Annotated in this window: 15 protein-coding genes; 4 read left to right on the forward strand and 11 right to left on the reverse strand. The window is 66.7% G+C overall.

Annotation, left to right across the window (positions count from 1 at the left end):
* Nucleotides 1-30: 30 nt before the first annotated feature.
* Nucleotides 31-858 (forward strand): class I SAM-dependent methyltransferase, encoded by an 828-nt coding sequence (locus OG326_RS12705; protein WP_327144831.1) that lies wholly within the window; start codon nt 31-33, stop codon nt 856-858.
* On the opposite strand, the gene OG326_RS12710 is transcribed toward OG326_RS12705, so the two are convergent.
* The 5 genes from OG326_RS12710 to OG326_RS12730 are packed head-to-tail and all read right to left on the reverse strand — an operon-like array spanning nt 843 to nt 5,543.
* Nucleotides 843-1,415 (reverse strand): YbhB/YbcL family Raf kinase inhibitor-like protein, encoded by a 573-nt coding sequence (locus tag OG326_RS12710; RefSeq protein WP_327144832.1) that lies wholly within the window; start codon nt 1,413-1,415, stop codon nt 843-845. The two genes, OG326_RS12705 and OG326_RS12710, sit on opposite strands and share 16 nt — an antisense overlap.
* 19 nt (nt 1,416-1,434) lie before the next feature.
* Nucleotides 1,435-1,980, reverse strand: coding sequence for a LeuD/DmdB family oxidoreductase small subunit (locus OG326_RS12715; RefSeq protein ID WP_327146460.1), 546 nt, complete (start codon nt 1,978-1,980; stop codon nt 1,435-1,437).
* Nucleotides 1,981-1,988: 8 nt separating this feature from the next.
* Complete coding sequence (locus OG326_RS12720) at nt 1,989-3,236, reverse strand: 3-isopropylmalate dehydratase large subunit (protein WP_327144833.1); 1,248 nt, start codon at nt 3,234-3,236, stop codon at nt 1,989-1,991.
* A gap of 3 nt (nt 3,237-3,239) precedes the next feature.
* Entirely contained in the window at nt 3,240-4,115 is an 876-nt protein-coding gene (locus tag OG326_RS12725; RefSeq protein ID WP_327144834.1) for an isocitrate lyase/PEP mutase family protein, read from the reverse strand.
* A 3-nt stretch (nt 4,116-4,118) separates the two neighbouring features.
* Nucleotides 4,119-5,543, reverse strand: a complete 1,425-nt coding sequence (locus OG326_RS12730; protein WP_327144835.1) for an MmgE/PrpD family protein — start codon at nt 5,541-5,543, stop codon at nt 4,119-4,121.
* 169 nt (nt 5,544-5,712) lie between these two features.
* On the opposite strand from OG326_RS12730, the gene OG326_RS12735 reads away from it, so the two are divergent.
* The gene (locus OG326_RS12735; protein WP_327144836.1) at nt 5,713-6,774 is read left to right on the forward strand and encodes an Lrp/AsnC family transcriptional regulator; all 1,062 of its coding nucleotides are present in this window, start codon (nt 5,713-5,715) and stop codon (nt 6,772-6,774) included.
* On the opposite strand, the gene OG326_RS12740 is transcribed toward OG326_RS12735, so the two are convergent.
* On the reverse strand, nt 6,737-7,270 hold the full coding sequence (locus OG326_RS12740) for a helix-turn-helix domain-containing protein (RefSeq protein ID WP_327144837.1): 534 nt from the start codon (nt 7,268-7,270) through the stop codon (nt 6,737-6,739). The two genes, OG326_RS12735 and OG326_RS12740, sit on opposite strands and share 38 nt — an antisense overlap.
* Before the next feature lie 58 nt (nt 7,271-7,328).
* Here OG326_RS12740 and OG326_RS12745 point away from each other — a divergent pair, with 58 nt between their 5' ends.
* On the forward strand, nt 7,329-8,630 hold the full coding sequence (locus tag OG326_RS12745; protein WP_327144838.1) for an alpha/beta hydrolase: 1,302 nt from the start codon (nt 7,329-7,331) through the stop codon (nt 8,628-8,630).
* 7 nt (nt 8,631-8,637) lie between these two features.
* Here the strand turns inward: OG326_RS12745 and OG326_RS12750 are convergent, their stop codons facing one another.
* The 4 genes from OG326_RS12750 to OG326_RS12765 form a co-directional block, all read right to left on the reverse strand.
* Nucleotides 8,638-9,549 (reverse strand): SDR family NAD(P)-dependent oxidoreductase, encoded by a 912-nt coding sequence (locus OG326_RS12750; RefSeq protein WP_327144839.1) that lies wholly within the window; start codon nt 9,547-9,549, stop codon nt 8,638-8,640.
* Between the two features lie 57 nt (nt 9,550-9,606).
* Nucleotides 9,607-10,608, reverse strand: a complete 1,002-nt coding sequence (locus OG326_RS12755; protein WP_327144840.1) for a Gfo/Idh/MocA family protein — start codon at nt 10,606-10,608, stop codon at nt 9,607-9,609.
* A 118-nt stretch (nt 10,609-10,726) separates the two neighbouring features.
* Nucleotides 10,727-12,379, reverse strand: a complete 1,653-nt coding sequence (locus tag OG326_RS12760; RefSeq protein ID WP_327144841.1) for a sulfatase-like hydrolase/transferase — start codon at nt 12,377-12,379, stop codon at nt 10,727-10,729.
* 93 nt (nt 12,380-12,472) lie between these two features.
* Nucleotides 12,473-13,894: an MFS transporter gene (locus OG326_RS12765; protein ID WP_327144842.1), complete on the reverse strand. Its 1,422-nt coding sequence runs from the start codon at nt 13,892-13,894 to the stop codon at nt 12,473-12,475.
* Between the two features lie 86 nt (nt 13,895-13,980).
* On the opposite strand from OG326_RS12765, the gene OG326_RS12770 reads away from it, so the two are divergent.
* Nucleotides 13,981-14,745 carry an ArsR/SmtB family transcription factor gene (locus OG326_RS12770; RefSeq protein ID WP_327144843.1) on the forward strand — a complete coding sequence of 255 codons (765 nt, stop codon included), beginning with the start codon at nt 13,981-13,983 and terminating at the stop codon, nt 14,743-14,745.
* A gap of 18 nt (nt 14,746-14,763) precedes the next feature.
* Here OG326_RS12770 and OG326_RS12775 read toward each other — a convergent pair whose 3' ends face one another.
* Entirely contained in the window at nt 14,764-16,308 is a 1,545-nt protein-coding gene (locus OG326_RS12775) for an acyl-CoA synthetase (RefSeq protein ID WP_327144844.1), read from the reverse strand.
* Nucleotides 16,309-16,352 lie beyond the last annotated feature (44 nt).

Raw genomic sequence — 16,352 nt, forward strand, 5'->3', positions numbered from 1 at the left:
GCAAGCTGGCCGTGGCGAAGGAGCTTGGGCATGAAAGACACACTGATCGATACCCAGTACTCGACCGGCGTATCGCGGCGAAATATCGAGCAGGCCTTGCTGGCCGCGGGCAAAGACCTCGACCACCTCCGGCCCGAGGATCTCGCGCTGCTCGAAGACTTCCATACGATGGGTCGTTATGCCACAGGGCAATTGGTGGATCTTGCCGGGGTCACCGCGGCGGACGCAGTGCTCGACGCGGGCAGTGGAATCGGCGGAACGGCACGCTTCGTCGCCGACCACTGTCACTGCCGGGTGACCGCCGTCGACCTGACCGAGGAGTACTGCGATACGGCGCGCTGGCTCAATCAGCGTGTGGGACTGGATGATCGAATCTCGGTACAGCGCGCCGACGTCACCGATCTGCCGTTCGCCGACGCCACCTTCCAGATCGCTTTCAGTCAGCACGTGCAGATGAACGTGGCAGACAAGCCTCGCCTCTACCGGGAAGCGCGCCGGGTTCTGGTGGACGGCGGCCGGCTTGCCATGTGGGACATCACCTCTGGCGAGACCGGTGAGCTCGACTATCCGCTGCCGTGGGCCGATCGACCCGACCTGGGTCACCTGATCGGGGCCGGCGAATTGCACGCCATCGTCGAGTCCTCGGGATTCGAGATCGACCACTGGAACGATCTCACCGACCAGGCGGCCGCGCTGATGCAGGCGATTCTGGCGCTGCCGCCCGCACCACTCGGACTGCACGCCTTCGTCACCGACTTCGCCCAGAAGGCGGCGAACCTGACCCGCGCTCTCGCCGACGGACGCCTTCGAGTCATCCAGGGCGTGGCGCGAGCAGTCGCCCCTCAGTCGCGTTCGTAAGTGCCCGTGAGCTTTCCGCGACCGAGGACATGCCCATCGATGGCCGCGAGCGTCTCGGCGAGCGTCGCCTCGCCGCCGAGCCCACTCGGGGCATCCAGTGCGAAGAGCTGAAAGATGTAGCGGTGCGGCCCATGACCGGGAATCGGACGAGGCCCGGCATATCCACGCCGTTTGAACGAACCGACGCCGATCTGAAATGCCGGCCTCGCCGAATACTCCAGTGCGAGAGCCCCTTCGGGAATCCCCCCGCAGTCGGCAGCTATTCCGGAGAAGAGGCCGTGCACAATCGGCCGCGGTAGCGGCACATCGGGATCCTCGACGATGAGGACCAACTCCACCGCCGCAGCGGGCACGCCGGACCAGTACAGCGCCGGCGAAATATTCGCACCGACTCCTGCGCCCGCATGCCGCTGCGGTATGGCCGCCCCCTCGGCAAAAGCGGTGCTCGTCACCGTAATCAGCTCCGGTGCACCGGCAATCGCGCTGTGATGCCATGCGATCTTGCCGATGCCCGCGCGCACGGGCCGCAGCAGCCGGGCGATCGGATGCTTGATCATCAGAACTTCCTCTCCATCGTCATGCGCTGGTCCCACTGTCGACCGGGATGGCGCCCGAGCGGAAGACGTCGAGTAGTTCGATCGGGAGGAATCCCTGCTCGGCCAGCCGGGCCAGGACTCCGCCGCTGGCCAGGATTTCCAGGATGAGGGGCGGCAGTGCGGGCGCCCGGCCGGAGGCGCCGGTGGTGTCGTTTCCGAAAGCGCCGCTGGCGAAGTCGAAGCTGCCGTGGTCGCCGTCGGAGAACATCGCGGTGACTCCGGGCACGGTGAGGGCGGGCAGGCCGGCATTGACGGCATTGCGGAAGAACAGCGAATTGAATTCCTCCGCGATCAGCGCCGCCACCCCCAGGCTGCGGAACAGTGCGGCCACCGGTCGTGAGGATCCGACGCCGAAGTTCTTGCCCGCCAGGACAATATCGCCGGGTGCGACAAGCTCGGTCCAGCCCGGCCGGATCTGATAGAAGACATGCTTCGCCGCTTCGGGGATATCGAGCTTCATGGCGAACGCGGGATACATGGCATCGGTGTCGATCGAATCGCCGAAGACCCAGACCCGGCCGGAAATACTGGTGCTCATGCGGTCACGCTCCGGGGATCGGTGATGTAGCCGGCCACCGCCGAGGCGGCGACGGTGGCGGGGGAGGCCATATAGATCTCGGCCTCCGTACTGCCCATCCGGCCGGTGAAATTGCGGGTGCTGGAGGTGAGGCAGACTTCGCCGGCCCCGATGACGCCCATGTGGTATCCGAAGCAGGCCCCGCAGGTCGAATTGGTCACTACGCCACCGGCATCGGCAATATCCTGCAGATAGCCCAGGCGCATGGCATCGCGATACACCTGCTGCGACGCCGGTGTCACCAGCAGCCGCACTCCGGGCGCCACGGCCCTGCCCCGCAGGATCTGCGCGGTAATGCGCAGATCCTCGAGCTGACCATTGGCGCAGGACCCGATGAAGGCCTGATGAATCGTGCGCCGCTCGATCTGCGAGACCGGTAATCCATTGCGGCTCACCGTGCCCGGCCGTGCCACATAGGGTTCGAGACCGCTCAGATCGACCTCACGCACCGCGAAGTACTCGGCATCCGCATCGGCATCGGCGGGCTCGAAATCGTGGACGCCGCGCTCGTGCAGGAAGTCCCGCAGGATCTCGTCGACACCGAAAGTTGCGAAATCAGCGGAGATTTCGGCCGCCTGCGTGGCTATGGTGCGCCGGTCGCTGAGCGGAATGCTCGCCATACCGGAGCCGCCGAACTCCAGATTCATATTGGTGGCGTCACCATAGGAATCGGCGATGTAGAGGAACACGTCCTTACCGCTGATCCCTTCGGGCAGTGCACCATTGAGCTCATAGCGAATGGTCGGCGCGACCTGGAACCAGGTGGACCCGGTGCACATGATCGAGTACAGCTCGGCGGGCCCGAGACCCCGCGCCGCGGTGTTGTACGCACCACCCGCGCAGGTGTGCGAGTCGGTACAGGCCAGCACCTCGCCGGGGCGGGCGAGACCGTTCTCCGCGATCACCTGATGGCAGATGCCGTGCCGCCCGACATCGAAGAACTTCTCGATGCCGAAGTCCGCGACGAACTTTCGCGCCTTGGGCCCGCCCTCGGCATCCTTGAGCGTCGGCGCCGGGACCGCGTGGTCCATGATGACGGCCACTTTGTCAGGGTCGTGGATCCGGGAGGGCGGGATCCACAGCGTCGCGAACTGCAGGTCGATCATGACGCACATGTCGACGTCGACGGTGACGATGTCACCCGGGCGCACCTGTGCGACACCGGCTTTGCGGGCCAGCAGATTCTCGATCATTGTCATGCCCATGGTTCAGGCTCCTTCGAAACGGTAGCGCTCGCCGAGCTCGGACCATTCGGTCAAGCCGACCAGAGTGAAGAATTCGCCGGGACTTCCCGGCAGCAGCGGTGCGGGATCACGCCCGAGCAGCCCGGTGAGACCGGTCAGCATGGCGAATGCGGCCGCCCCCAAGGGGTTCGACGGATGGATGACGATCGAGTAGCCCAGCTCCTGGAGCCGCGCGGTCGATTCGATCGGCGTCAGGCCGCCGATCACGAGATTGATCAGGAGCGGTGCGGACACCTCCTTCGCAATCCGCTCGATCTCGTCGATGCCCTGCGGCGCTTCGACGAAGAGGACATCCGCGCCCGCGGCGGCATACGCATTGGCGCGTTCGATCGCGGCATCGATACCCAGCGGCCCGCGTGCGTCGGTGCGGGCGATCACCACGAGATCGGGATCGGTGCGGGCATCGAGCGCTGCCTCGAGTTTGACCACGAACTCACCGGTGCTGATGAGTTCCTTCTCCGGCAGATGTCCGCACTTCTTCGGAAAAGCCTGATCCTCCAACTGAATCGCGGCAACTCCGGCGGCCTCGTACTCACGGACGGTGCGGATGACATTCAGGGGTGCGCCGTATCCGGTATCGGCATCGGCGATGAGCGGGATATCGCCGAGCGCGCGCACCAGAACCCGTGCGCGCTCGACCATTTCGGTCTGGGTGACCAGCCCGATATCCGGCAGCCCGAATCCGGAGGCCGCGACACCCGCACCGGTCAGGTAGGCCGCGGTGAACCCGATCCGGCTCACCAGCGATGCCGAGAGCCCATCGAAAACACCTGGTGCGATGACGATCTCGTCATCGGCAATGGCCGCGCGCAGGCGGGTCCGGGCCTCGTGTGGATTCATGTCTTATTCCTCTCCGTCGAGGGCGCCGGCGACCGGTGCGGCCAGCAGTTCGGCCAGCACGCGAATATCGTCGAGTTCGTCGAGGTGCAGTACCGCGTCCTGAATGGCATCGAGCCGGTCGGCGTCGAGCAACGGGCCTGCCAGTGAGCGGTATTTGGCGATCAGTTCGGCATTGGTGACCGGATCGGCCGGACCGCCGTGCGGCTGCTCGATCCGCTTGTGCAGCGTGCTGCCGTCCTCCAGCGTGATGGTCAACTCGGTGGCGAAACGTCCTGTGATCGGCCCGTTCTGGATTTTCTCGTCCAGTTCGACCCGCACCTTGCCGAGCAGATCCCACACATCGTCGGCATCGAGGCGGGCCTCGGTGAACTGCGCGGTCAGCGCGGCACCGTCGAGGAGCGCCACGGCCGCGGCATACCCCAGATTCATCTGCGCGCCGATCGGCGTCAGCGGCCGCTCGGGCTCCCACCAGCCGTGGTGGTAGACGGTATGGCCGACCCGAATCTCTATGTGCGCGATGGATTTCGGATCGATATCGTATTCGGCCCGCAATTCCAGCGCGGCCTGGATCGTCCCGTGCAGCCCACCCTGTGCGGCATAGGACTTCACCATGATCAGTTCGGTATGCCACCCCTCGCCGAGTCCCGCGATGACCTGCGCGGGGTCGGGATCGTGGCCTTCGCCGAACACCGACAGGTACCCGCCGTAGGGGCGATCGAAGACCTGCTTGATCCCGGTGTAGCCGCCCGCGGCCAGCCCGGCGGCGTAATAGCCGTTGCGCGCGGCGAATCCGTGCTGCATCCGCTTGGACATCGCCTCGTACTGCGCGGCCATCAGCCCGGCCGACTGCGTACCCGCCATGCCGAGGGCGTCTTCGAGTTGCGCGGTGTCGAGGCCGCGCAGCTTGCCCGCGGTCATGGCGGCGGTATGCGTGCCGAACACCGGTCCGCTGTGCCAGCCTCGCGAGAGCATCTCGGATCCGTGCAGCGCCAACCCGACTCGCGGCCCGACCTCGAAACCGGCGATGGCAGCGGTCAGGGCAGCCGCGCCGGAAGCTCCGCCGAACTGCTGCGCCGCGGCCAGAAGTACCGGCAGCACAAGGGAATTGCTGTGCAGCGGTGCCAGCGGATGGAAATCGTCCAGCTCGAAACCTTGAATGAAGGTGCTGTTCAACAGCACCGCCGCCGGACCGCTGGTGGTCGCGCCGGCGCCGATGACGGTCACCTCACCCTTGCCCTCGAGTCCCAGCACCGATTCCGTCGCCACCCGCGACCAGGGCAGCTGCGCACCGACCAGGGCACAGGCCACGCCGTCGAGCAGCAGATGCTTGGCGCGGGTGCGCACCCGTTCCGGAATCGAGTCGAGCGTCAGTTGCTCGACCCAGGAGGCAAGCGGAACGGTGACATCGGAGGTTGTCGTATCGCTCATGCACACAGTGAACAGCCGGTGGTGACGGTGCTCGCAGATCTGAAGGTAAATGCATGTCTGAGTGCCCATATAGATGGAAAACGTCGAGTGAAGCTCATCTACGTAGGAAATGTGCGATATCGTCCGTACTCGGAACCTATCGAATTCGACCCTCCGGAACAGGGTGACCGTGGCTGAGAACCGCTCGCGCAAGTCCGGTGTGGATGAGCTCGACGTGACCCTGCTCGATGCGCTGCACATGAATCCCCGGGTCAGCTTCGAGCGACTCGGCGCCGCCCTCGATATCTCCGCCGTGACCGCGGCCCGGCGCTGGCAGCGACTCTCGGACTCCGGTCGCGCCTGGGTGTCCGCGGTGCCCGGTGCGCGGCTGGCACTGTCGGCGGCGGTCTTCGAGGTCGAGGCCGAGCCCGGCCGTCTGCTCGAGGTGGGGCAGGCACTGGCCGATATCCCTCAGGTCGGGAGCGTGTACTTCACCGCCGGTGAGTTCGATGTGCTGGCCCTGGTATTCGCCGCGGATATGAAGTCGCTGACGGCGCTGCTGCTGGAGCGCTTGGCCCAGCTTCCGGGGATCGCCCGCACCCGAGCCCATATCGGCCTGCACTGGCACAGTGGAGTCCAGTGGCGGCTGGGCGCGATCGATACGACCCAGCGTTCGGTGATCGACGAATCCGAGCCCGGTGCTGGGCGCACTGCCCGCGACAGCTCCCTCGATCCCGCCGATCGCGCCCTGTTCCTGGCGCTGCAACGCGACGGTCGTGCCCGATACCGCGACCTCGCAAGGGATCTCGGATCGACCGAGGGTCAGGTCCGCCGCCAGCTCGCCGCACTCACCCGCCGGGGCATGCTGAATTTCCGCACCGATTTCACGCGCAGCGAAGGCGGGTGGCCCGCGGAACTGGTGCTGTGGCTTACGGTTCCGCATCATGAGCTCCAGAACGCCGGTGCGGACATCGGACTCTGGCCGGAGACAAGAATCTGCGTCTCCATTATCGGATCCGCCAACTTGCTGGTGATGGCCCAGGTGCACCGAATCGCCGACCTGTCAGAGATTTTGGATCGAATCCACCGCACCTTTCCCACGGTGGTGGTGGCCGATCAGCGGCTGGTGCTGCGCCCGTGCAAATCGTGGGGCCGCATGCTCGACAGCGACGGGCACGGTCACGCGGTGATCCCGGTCGACCCGTGGGCGCCGCTCACCGATCGTCCTCGATCGGAAACAGCACCGGACTGAGCAGGTACTGGGCGCGATCGGGTGCCGGTGTATTGCCCAGCTGCGGTGCGATCGCGGCGCGCATGCCGTCGATCAGCGCCTCGAGTTCGCTCGGACTGAGCCAGAGTGCGTGCTGGCGGTAGCCGACCAGATCGGTCAGCGGATTCGCCTGATCCCGATCGAGATAGGCATTGAACTCGGCCAGCAGCGCCGCCATGGCCACGGCGAACGTCCGCCGATGATCGTCCAGCGAGGCGGCCGCGAGCGTATCCGCATCGATCGACGCGTGTTCCTGGCGCAGCACGTACCGGCGTTCCACCGCGCCGCGCACCCGCTGCTCATCGGCCACCTCCAGGATTCCGCCCGCCGCGAGCACATCGACCTGCCGGTAGACGGTGGCCTTCGAGGCGTCCGGAATCCGGGCGCACAGCTGCGAGGTTGTCAGCGTCCGGCCGCCGCGCAGGGCGTGGACAATGCGCAGCCGCACCGGATGCGCCAGGAGTTCGAGGGTGTCCATGGTCCAACGATCTCATACGTGCTACCTTTCTCATGAATGAGAAAGGTAGGGGATTCCGATGAGCGTCGAACCGGGTGTGATCGCCACCGCTGTTGTCGAGATGGCCCGCGAGGGTCGATTCGCCGAGATCGAGAAGTTGTTCGCGCCGCGGCTTCGCGCGGTGGTCTCCGCAGAGTCGCTGCGGGTGGCGTGGGCGTCCGAGGCCGGGCGGTTCGGAACGGTGAGCGCTGTGGGCGAACCGGTCAGCGAGCCGATCGATGCGGAACTGGTGCGCGTGAGTGTTCCGGTGACCGGGGAGCGCGGCGGAATGACCGTGGTCATGTCGGTCGATGCGGCGGGACTGCTCAACGGATTTCGGCTCGCACCGCCGCCCGGCTCGGCATGGGAACCGCCCTCCTACGCCCGATCGGCGCGGTTCACCGAATACGAGGTCACCCTCGGGGAAGGATCACTCGCGGTGTCCGGCACGATCAGTGTGCCGCGCGGGCGCGGGGGCAAGCCCGGCGTCGTATTGCTCAGTGGCGGTGGGCCTTTCGATCGTGACGAGACCAGCGGGCAGAACAAGCCGCTGAAGGATCTCGCCTGGGGGCTGGCAAGTCGCGGCATTGCGGTGGCGCGGTTCGACCTCGTCACGTATGCGCATCCGGGCCTGGTCGCCGATCTACCCGGGTTCACCATGACCGATGAATATGTGCCGTATGCGGTCGCCGCTGTTCAACTGCTGCAACAACATCCGGCCGTCGATCCCGCACGTGTCTTCGTGCTCGGGCACAGTATGGGAGGCAAAGTCGCCCCGCGTGTCGCGGCCGCCGAACCGTCGATCGCGGGGCTGGTGCTGCTGGCCGCCGACGCCACTCCGATGCAGCGTTCGGCCATCCGGGTGGCGCGCTATCTCGCGGCGCTGAATGCCGGTGAGGCCGATGAGTCGGCCGTCGCGATGATTACCGAACAGGCTGAGCGCGTGGACAGTCCGGAGCTGTCGGCCTCGACGCCCGCCGCCGAGCTGCCGTTCGGCCTGCCCGGCGCGTACTGGCTGGATCTGCGCGGCTACGACCCGGTTTCGACAGCGGTGGAGCTGAACAAACCGATGCTGATTCTTCAAGGGGGCCGTGACTACCAGGTGACGGTCGAAGACGATCTCGCCCGGTGGCAGGCCGGTCTCGGCGCGCGTCCCGACGTCACCATCCGCGTCTTCGACGCCGACAATCACCTGTTCTTCCCCGGTGCGGGCCCTTCGACGCCCGCCGAATACGAACCGGCACAACACATCGACCCCGCTGTGATCGCTCAGATCGCAGAGTGGCTGGCACCGGCCCGGGGAAGGTTCGGGCGGCTCCTGGCGGTTTTCTCCCGCAGGTGACCGCGGGTCAGTGCCGCACCTTCTCGATGAGTTCGACGCTGGTGTCCCACAGATCCGCGGCGAGAGCGAGATCGTAGGAGTCGTCCGAGGATCGGATCTCCCGCCGTCCCGAGAAGTACCGCCCGGTGGTTTCCGCCAGTGCGGGATCGAGCACCAGCCGGGCGAGCGCGGCGGCGGAGCGCTTCGGCGTATGAATATTGAGTCCCGGCACCAATGTCATTGCGGGCAAAAGGAATCGCCACGCCAGCCGTTGAATGCCGGGATAGTCGCGGCCCAGTCCGGTGCCCGGCATGAGTCCTGGATCGAAGGCATTGACGGTGATCGGCGGCATGTCCTCCCCTCTCCGCCGCGCCATCTCATAGGTGGTCAGCACATTGCAGAGTTTCGAGGTGGTGTACCGCCGCCGACCCGCCGCTGCGGCCGCTGCCCCCTGGTCCTCGGGATAGGCCAGTGCCATCGCGCTGCTGTAGTCCGGCGCGGGCATGCCCGTGGGCTTCTTCGGATCGTGAGTATCGCTGGCGACGAAGACAACTCGCCCGGGCGTCGCCAGCACCGGTAGCAATTCCTGCACAAGCAGAAAGTGCGCCAGATGATTCACCCCGAAGGTCTGTTCGAACCCGTCCGCGGTGAACGTGATCCCCGAAACGATCTGCATCCCCGCATTGCAGACGATCGCGTGCAGCGGCGGCAGACCCGATCGCGTAATCGCGTCGGCAAACCGCCGCACACTGTCGAGCGAACCCAGATCCAGCGGCAGCCCCACCGCATTCTCCCCGAGTCGATGAGCCGCCGCCGCAACCGTTTTCGAATCACGCCCGGTGATCACCACATGCCGTCCCGCATCGAGAATCGCCGCGGCGGTCCGGTAACCGAGGCTCCCGGTACCGCCGGTAATCAGGACAGTCTGTTGGTCGGTCATCAGATCTCCTGGGGGGCTGGGGCATTCAGTTGTCGTGCGTGATCGATCGTACCGGCGTCAGCTCGGCAGGCGCAGCGGCAGACCTGCCGCCTGATAGATGGCGTCGATGACGGTCATATTGTCGACCGAGTCCTGCGGGCCGGTTTTCACCGGTTCGCCGTGCAGGACCGCGCCGGCGAAGGCGTCGAGTTGGAAGGCGTAGCTGGGCCGGTGGGTGAAGCGTTCGCGGCGTTTGCCGCGCTGGGTGCGGACGGTCAGCCAGTGGGGGAGTTGGGGCGCAATGGGATTGACGATGTGCAACTCGCCGTGCTCGCCGACCACCTTGACGCTCATGCGCAGCAGGTCCGACGACCACAGCGAACAGCGGATCAGGCCGGTGTGCCCGGACGGGAATCGGAGCTCGGCGGTCATGGCGCGATCGACCTTCGGATCGCGCAATTTCGCTGTGGCCGAGACGACTTCGGGATTCTCGCCACCGAATACGCGCGCCATATGCACGGCATAACAACCGGCGTCCATCAGCGATCCGCCGGCCAGCGCATAGTTGTATCGAATATCGGAGAACTTCGGCAGCGGAAAGCACATGGAGGCCTCCACCCGCACCAGCTTGCCCAATTCCCCCGACGCGATGATCTGCTCGGCCATCACATTCATCGGGTGATACCGGTAATGGAACGCCTCCATCACCACCCGCCCCGAATCCGCGGCCAGCGCCGCAACCTCCCGGGCCTCCTCGGCATCGGCCGTGAACGGCTTCTCGCACAGCACATGCTTCCCGCCCTCCAGCGCCGCCCGAGTCCACCGCCCATGCAACCCATTAGGCAGCGGAATATAAACAGCATCCACCCCCGGATCCCCGATCAGCGCCTCATAACTGTCATACGAGGTCTCGATCCCATACTTACGAGCGAACGCCGCCGCCCGCGCCCCATCCCGCGCCGCCACCGCCCCCACCACCACATCGGGATGCCCCTTGGCCGGATTGACGACCGCCATCGGAGCAATCCGCGCCGCGCCGAGAATCCCGATCCGCAGCGGTGATCCCGCACCATCATTCATCGTCGCACCATAACACCGGCGTATCCGCCGGGACGGTGCCTGGCCACCGCCGCTGAATCCCCGTGAATCGCAGCAATTTCCGTGTGAAGGGCGGCGGCGGATCGGCAGCTTCCGCCGGTCAGTGGGGGGTGGCGAAATCGTCGAGGAAGTCGCCGAGGCGTTCGGCTTTGGTGGCTAGGTTGCGCTGGGAGTCGAGGTAGTCGGCTATGCCCTGGTCTTGGGCGTCTTTCAGGTAGGCGGGGAGGGGCTGCTGGATTTCGGTTTGGATGACGTGGTCGAGGAGTTGGGAGGTGGTGGTGCGCAGGGGGTTTGCGGTGGCGGCCTGGTTGTCGAGTTCGAGTGTGCCGTTGTCGGTGGAGTAGTCGTAGAGCTCGAATTCCTGCTCTTGGTTCGGGTCTATCTGGATGCGGCCGTCGACCCAGGTCGAATAGGAGGCGAATTTGGCTTCGGGGGTGCGGACCATGGCGACGTGGCCGGGGGCATTGCGGTCGAACAGGATTGCGGCCTCTTCGATGGTCGCCTCATCGGTGGTGTGCGCGATCCAGGGGCGGCCGGCCGCGCCGGAATCGCGGCACAGGGCGGCCAGGTCGAGGCGGTCGCGCAGGTGTTCGTAGCGGCCGTCACCGCGCCAGGCGTTGCCGCCGGTGGCGATGGACAGCAGCAGCGGGGCGAGATCGACGCTGGAGGTCAGCTGGTTGCGGAGACCGGTTCCGGCGGTGGGGCTGTAGTAGCCGCGCGGATCGTGCACATAGAGCGGGACGCGGATCGCCTCGTCGTACGCACCGCCGCCCTTACCGTGCAGACCGTGCGAACCGGCGTAATCGCCGTGGTCGGAGGTGAAGACGATGACGGTATTGGCCGCGACATCCGGTCGCGAATTCAAGGTGTCGAGCACTCGCCCGATCTGGATATCGACCTGCTGCTGCAGCCACAGATACAGATTGCGCATATCGATCCAGGCCTGCCGGGCGTCCGGCGTACCGTACGGCGCGAGTCCGAATGCGGCGGTCGACACCTGCACCAGGGCCGTTTGCAGACGTGGTTTCCCGGCGAGCTGCTCGGGGGATTCGAAATTCGGCGGCAGCTCGGTCACCCACTGCGGGATATTCAGATTCGCCTGGTCACGGCGCGTCCAGCGCGGCCAGTACTGGATATCGTGCGGATTCACCAGTGATACCGTGGTGCACCACGGCGCGGTACCGGCATCGTGCTCGAACCAATCCGCGAACTGATCGACGATTTTCGGATCCATCTGCAGCCCTTGGCCCGGCGCACCGTTCGGGGAGGGGTAGGTGCCGCCGCCGAATCCGTAGGCGTCCAGCGCGCCCGGTGTGCGATCCGGATAGTGCCCGAGATGCCATTTGCCCCACCAGGTCGACTCGTAACCGTGATCGCGCAGCATCGAACCCCAGGTCGGGAATTTCGGCGACAGCGTCGATTCGGAGACCACCATGCATCCGGTCTGATGGGTGTACAGCCCGGTCACCAGCGCGCCACGCGAGGCGGTGCAATCGTTCGCGGCGGTGTAGTGCTGTTCGAAGGACACTCCGCCCTGCCGGATCCGGGCGAGATTGGGCAGCAGCCCGTCCAGCGCCCGCTGATCCGGGAACCAGACCGGTGCGCGCATCTCATCGACGAGCACCACGAGAATATTCGGCTTGTCCCGGTCCACATCGGCGCGAGCGCGACCCGCCGATGCGGCGGTCGCCGCGGCCGCCGCGGTGGTCGCCGCACCTGCCAGGAAACCTCTTCTGCTGACGGAACCGAGCACTGTGCCTCCCAGGACGATCGAGCGGGCGGCCGAATGGAATCGCTGATGGCGGCCCGACGCAGAGCAGCCTAGGTTCGGCGGCGGGCGAAACCATCACTCCACAGGGGGAACTCGGGTCCCTCGTACGGGGGACACGCCGTCCGCCGAGCCGTGTCGCCGTCCGATCCCATTGAGCGTCACGGCGAATGCCACCGCCCAGAGCACCGCGGCGACAACCGCGAGCACGGGGATCGCGTGCAGAAAACCGGGCGTGCCCGGCGCTCCGGCGATGGCGCCGAAAAGCGCTACGCCACAGGCGGTTCCGATCTGCCGAGCGGTATTCGACACGCCCGTCGCCAAACCGGACCGGTCCGACGGCGTGGCACGGACGACGGCCGCGACCACCGAGGTGGTCACCAGCCCCGCACCGACACCGAGCAGCGCGAATCCGGCCAGCAGCCAGCCGATTCCGGAGGACGGACGGACCTGCGTCAGCAGCAGCGAACCCAGTACGGCCGCACCGCAGCCGAGGGCGATGGCGGTGCGGGGCCCGCGCCGCGCGGTGAGACGCCCGGACACCGGGGCCAGCGCGACCAGCGGAACGGCGAGCGGCAGCACCGCACACCCCGCCGCGAACGGCGAATAGTGCAGCACATCCTGCAGATACAGCATGCTGACGAACAGCAGCCCGTTGAAGACCAGATTCATGGTCAGCGCCACGACATTCGGACTCAGAAAGTCTCTGCGCCGCAACAGATCCCACGGCAGGATCGGATGCGCACTGTGCCGCGCCGACCGCAGCGCGATACCGAGCGCGGCCACCGTCACGAGCGCCGAGACCGCCGAGAGCGTCGGATTCGAATGGTGTCCGGCCGAGATGACCGTGAACACCAGCCCGCTCAGACCCACGACAAATCCCGTCAATCCGACGATATCGATCCCGCCCGCCTGCCGATCGGCGGGCCGCGCGGGCACCACGACCGGAATCGCCACCAGCGCAAGGACGATCAGCGGCACATTGATCCAGAACACCGGCCGCCAGCCCAGCCCGCTGACCAGCAGTCCGCCCAGCAGCGGACCCGCGGGCAGCGCCAGCGACGAGATGGCGGCCCAGGTCCCCAGCGCCTTCGCCTGTGCGGCCCGATCCGGGAACGCGTCGACCAGCGCCGCCATGGTGCTGGGCAGCAGCAGGGCGCCGCCGATGCCCTGCAGCACCCGCCCGCCGATCAGCACCCCGATTGTGGGTGCCAGTGCGCAGATCAGCGAGGCGGCCCCGAACACCGCGAATCCGATCAGCAGGATGCGGCGATGTCCGAAGCGGTCGCCGAGAGTGCCGCCCGCCAGCAGCAGACCACCGATGGCGACCGCATAGCCGTCCACCACCCACTGCAGCGTGGCGGAGTCCGCGTGTAGTTGATGGCCGATGCTCGGCAGGGCCACGTTCACAATGGTCACGTCCAGCAGGACCAGGAACATGCCGGCGCACAGCACCGTCAGCAGCCGTCCGGGCCGCACCCTCGGGTCGGATTCTGTCATCGCGCGAGTCGATGTACTCATATCCCCAGTGTTTCCCCGAAACACTTCGTCCCCCGTCGAAGTGTGGTCGCGGCAGACTGGAGGGTATGAACGCACAGACTGCTGCACTCGGCTTCGCCGATATCGCCGGTGTGGGCGAGCTACTGGCCGATGCCAGCCGCGCCCGGGTCCTGATGGCCCTGCTCGACGGCCGCGCACTGCCCGCCTCGGTGCTGGCCGCGGAGGCCGGCGTCTCGGCGTCCACGGCCAGCGCGCATCTGTCCCGGCTCGTCGCGGGCGGGCTGCTCACCGTGGAGCCGTCGGGGCGTCATCGCTACTACCGGCTGGCCGGACCCGAGGTCGCGACGGTCCTGGAGGCGGTGGCCGCGCTCGCGCCCATCCGCCCGGTGCGCTCGCTGCGCGAATCGACCCGCGCCGCCGCCATGCGCAGCGCCCGCAGCTGCTACGACCACCTGGCCGGAAAACTGGGCGTCGCCGTCACCGCCGCACTGCTCGAGCGAAATGCGCTGACCCGCAATGACGGTGGCGTGCACACCGAACGCGCACCGTCCGACCCGATCGCCGCGCCCCTGCACGAGCACCCGTACGAACTGGGCCCGGCCGCCGAGCCGATATTCACCGAACTCGGCGTCGATCTGAACCAATTGCGTTCCCGCCGTAGGCCACTGCTGCGTTTCTGCGTCGACTGGAGCGAACAGCAGCATCATCTGGGCGGCGCACTCGGCGCGGCCGTGCTGACCCGCATGGAATCCGCCGAATGGCTGGAGCGCCACAGTTCCCGGCGGGCACTGAAGATCACGCCCGCCGGGACCCGGGCGCTCGACCGGATCCTCGGCGTCGGCATCGAATGACCGCTCGCGGCCCGGCGATCAATGCACCTGCCGGTCGCTCTCGCCCCAATACTGCTTGCGCAGTTCGCGTTTGAGAATCTTTCCGGCCCCGGAGACCGGGAGCGCCTCGACCACCTCGACGGTGCGCGGAGCCTTGTAACCGGCGATCAGTGTCTTGGCGTGTTCACGGATCTGCTCGGTCGTGACCGAAGTACCCGGCACGCAGACGATTACGGCGTGCACCCGCTCGCCCCACTCCGCATCCGGTACGCCGATCACCGCGCAGGCGGCCACATCCGGGTGTGCGGCAACGGCATTCTCGACCTCGGCGGAATACACGTTCTCGCCGCCGCTGACGATCATGTCCTTGATCCGGTCGACCACATACAGGTAGCCGCGATCGTCCATATAGCCGCCGTCACCGGTGTGCATCCAGCCGCCACGCAGTGCGTCGGCGGTCTCCGCGGGCTTGTTCCAATAGCCGAGCATCACATGATCACCGCGCACCACGATCTCGCCGACCGTACCGCTGGGCACCGGAATATCGTCCGGATCGACGATGCGGACCTCCGCATGCGGTGCGGCCCGGCCGGCCGAACGCAGCAGTCCCGCAGCATGATCGGCCGGACCGAGCAGGGTCGCGACGGGTGCGACCTCGGTCATGCCGTAGGCCTGGGTGAAGCTGGCATTGGGGAACACCTTCATCGCCCGCTCCAGCACGGCCTGCGCGATCGGCGAGGCGCCGTACATGATCGCCTCCAGGCTCGACAGATCGAACTCGCCCACCCGGGGATGGTCGACGACCAGCTGGATCATCACCGGAACCAGCAGGGTATCGGTAACCCGATGCACCGCAACGGCATTCAAGGTCGACACCGGATCGAACGACGGAATGATCACGTGCGTGCCGCCGAGCAGCACCTCGGCCATCCAGCCCGCCAGATCGGCGAGGTGGAACATCGGCGCCGTATGCAGGTAGGTGCCGCCGGGCTTGAACAGGTATCCACTGGCGATCGAACCCAGTGCCGAGGCGTACATATTCGCGTGCGAGAGCATGACGCCCTTGGGGAATCCGGTGGTACCGCCGGTGTAGAAGATTCCCGCCAGCTCGTCACCACCGCGCCGCGCGTCCTCGATGGGCGCGGAGTTCGCGATGAGGTCCTCATAGGACAGCGTGCCCTCGGGGGCCGGCCCGTTGCCGCAGTGGATGATCGTCGCCACTGCGGGGGAGCCCTGCTGAATGGCGGGCAGCGCGGCCGCGAAGGCATCGTCGACGAACAGCACGGTGGTGCCGGAATCCTCGAAGCTGTACACGATTTCGGGCACACTCCACCGGATATTGACCGGATTGAGCACCGCATTCGCCCACGGCACCGCCAGCAGATATTCGCTGTAGCGATCGGAGTTCAGCCCGAGCATCGCGACCCGATCACCGTCGCCGACCCCGAGTGCGCGCAGGGCTCCGGCCAGCCGGGCAACTCGATCGGCCACCTCCCGGAACGTCCGGGTCCGGTCCCCGTCGATGGTCATGATCCCGTCGGGGTTCTGCTGAACGGCCCGGTGCAGGCCCTGCGTGAGGTACATGGATGCGATCTCCGGATCCGGTGGGTTGCAGCCGTGACTGCGTC

This window comes from Nocardia sp. NBC_01327 (assembly GCF_035958815.1).
GTDB lineage: Bacteria > Actinomycetota > Actinomycetes > Mycobacteriales > Mycobacteriaceae > Nocardia.

Coding starts and splice junctions, on each gene's coding strand:
- OG326_RS12705 (WP_327144831.1), top strand. CDS start 31: ATGAAAGACACACTGATCGATACCCAGTACTCGACCGGCGTATCGCGG.
- OG326_RS12710 (WP_327144832.1), bottom strand. CDS start 1,415: ATGATCAAGCATCCGATCGCCCGGCTGCTGCGGCCCGTGCGCGCGGGC.
- OG326_RS12720 (WP_327144833.1), bottom strand. CDS start 3,236: ATGGGCATGACAATGATCGAGAATCTGCTGGCCCGCAAAGCCGGTGTC.
- OG326_RS12725 (WP_327144834.1), bottom strand. CDS start 4,115: ATGAATCCACACGAGGCCCGGACCCGCCTGCGCGCGGCCATTGCCGAT.
- OG326_RS12730 (WP_327144835.1), bottom strand. CDS start 5,543: ATGAGCGATACGACAACCTCCGATGTCACCGTTCCGCTTGCCTCCTGG.
- OG326_RS12740 (WP_327144837.1), bottom strand. CDS start 7,270: ATGGACACCCTCGAACTCCTGGCGCATCCGGTGCGGCTGCGCATTGTC.
- OG326_RS12745 (WP_327144838.1), top strand. CDS start 7,329: ATGAGCGTCGAACCGGGTGTGATCGCCACCGCTGTTGTCGAGATGGCC.
- OG326_RS12750 (WP_327144839.1), bottom strand. CDS start 9,549: ATGACCGACCAACAGACTGTCCTGATTACCGGCGGTACCGGGAGCCTC.
- OG326_RS12755 (WP_327144840.1), bottom strand. CDS start 10,608: ATGAATGATGGTGCGGGATCACCGCTGCGGATCGGGATTCTCGGCGCG.
- OG326_RS12765 (WP_327144842.1), bottom strand. CDS start 13,894: ATGACAGAATCCGACCCGAGGGTGCGGCCCGGACGGCTGCTGACGGTG.
- OG326_RS12770 (WP_327144843.1), top strand. CDS start 13,981: ATGAACGCACAGACTGCTGCACTCGGCTTCGCCGATATCGCCGGTGTG.
- OG326_RS12775 (WP_327144844.1), bottom strand. CDS start 16,308: ATGTACCTCACGCAGGGCCTGCACCGGGCCGTTCAGCAGAACCCCGAC.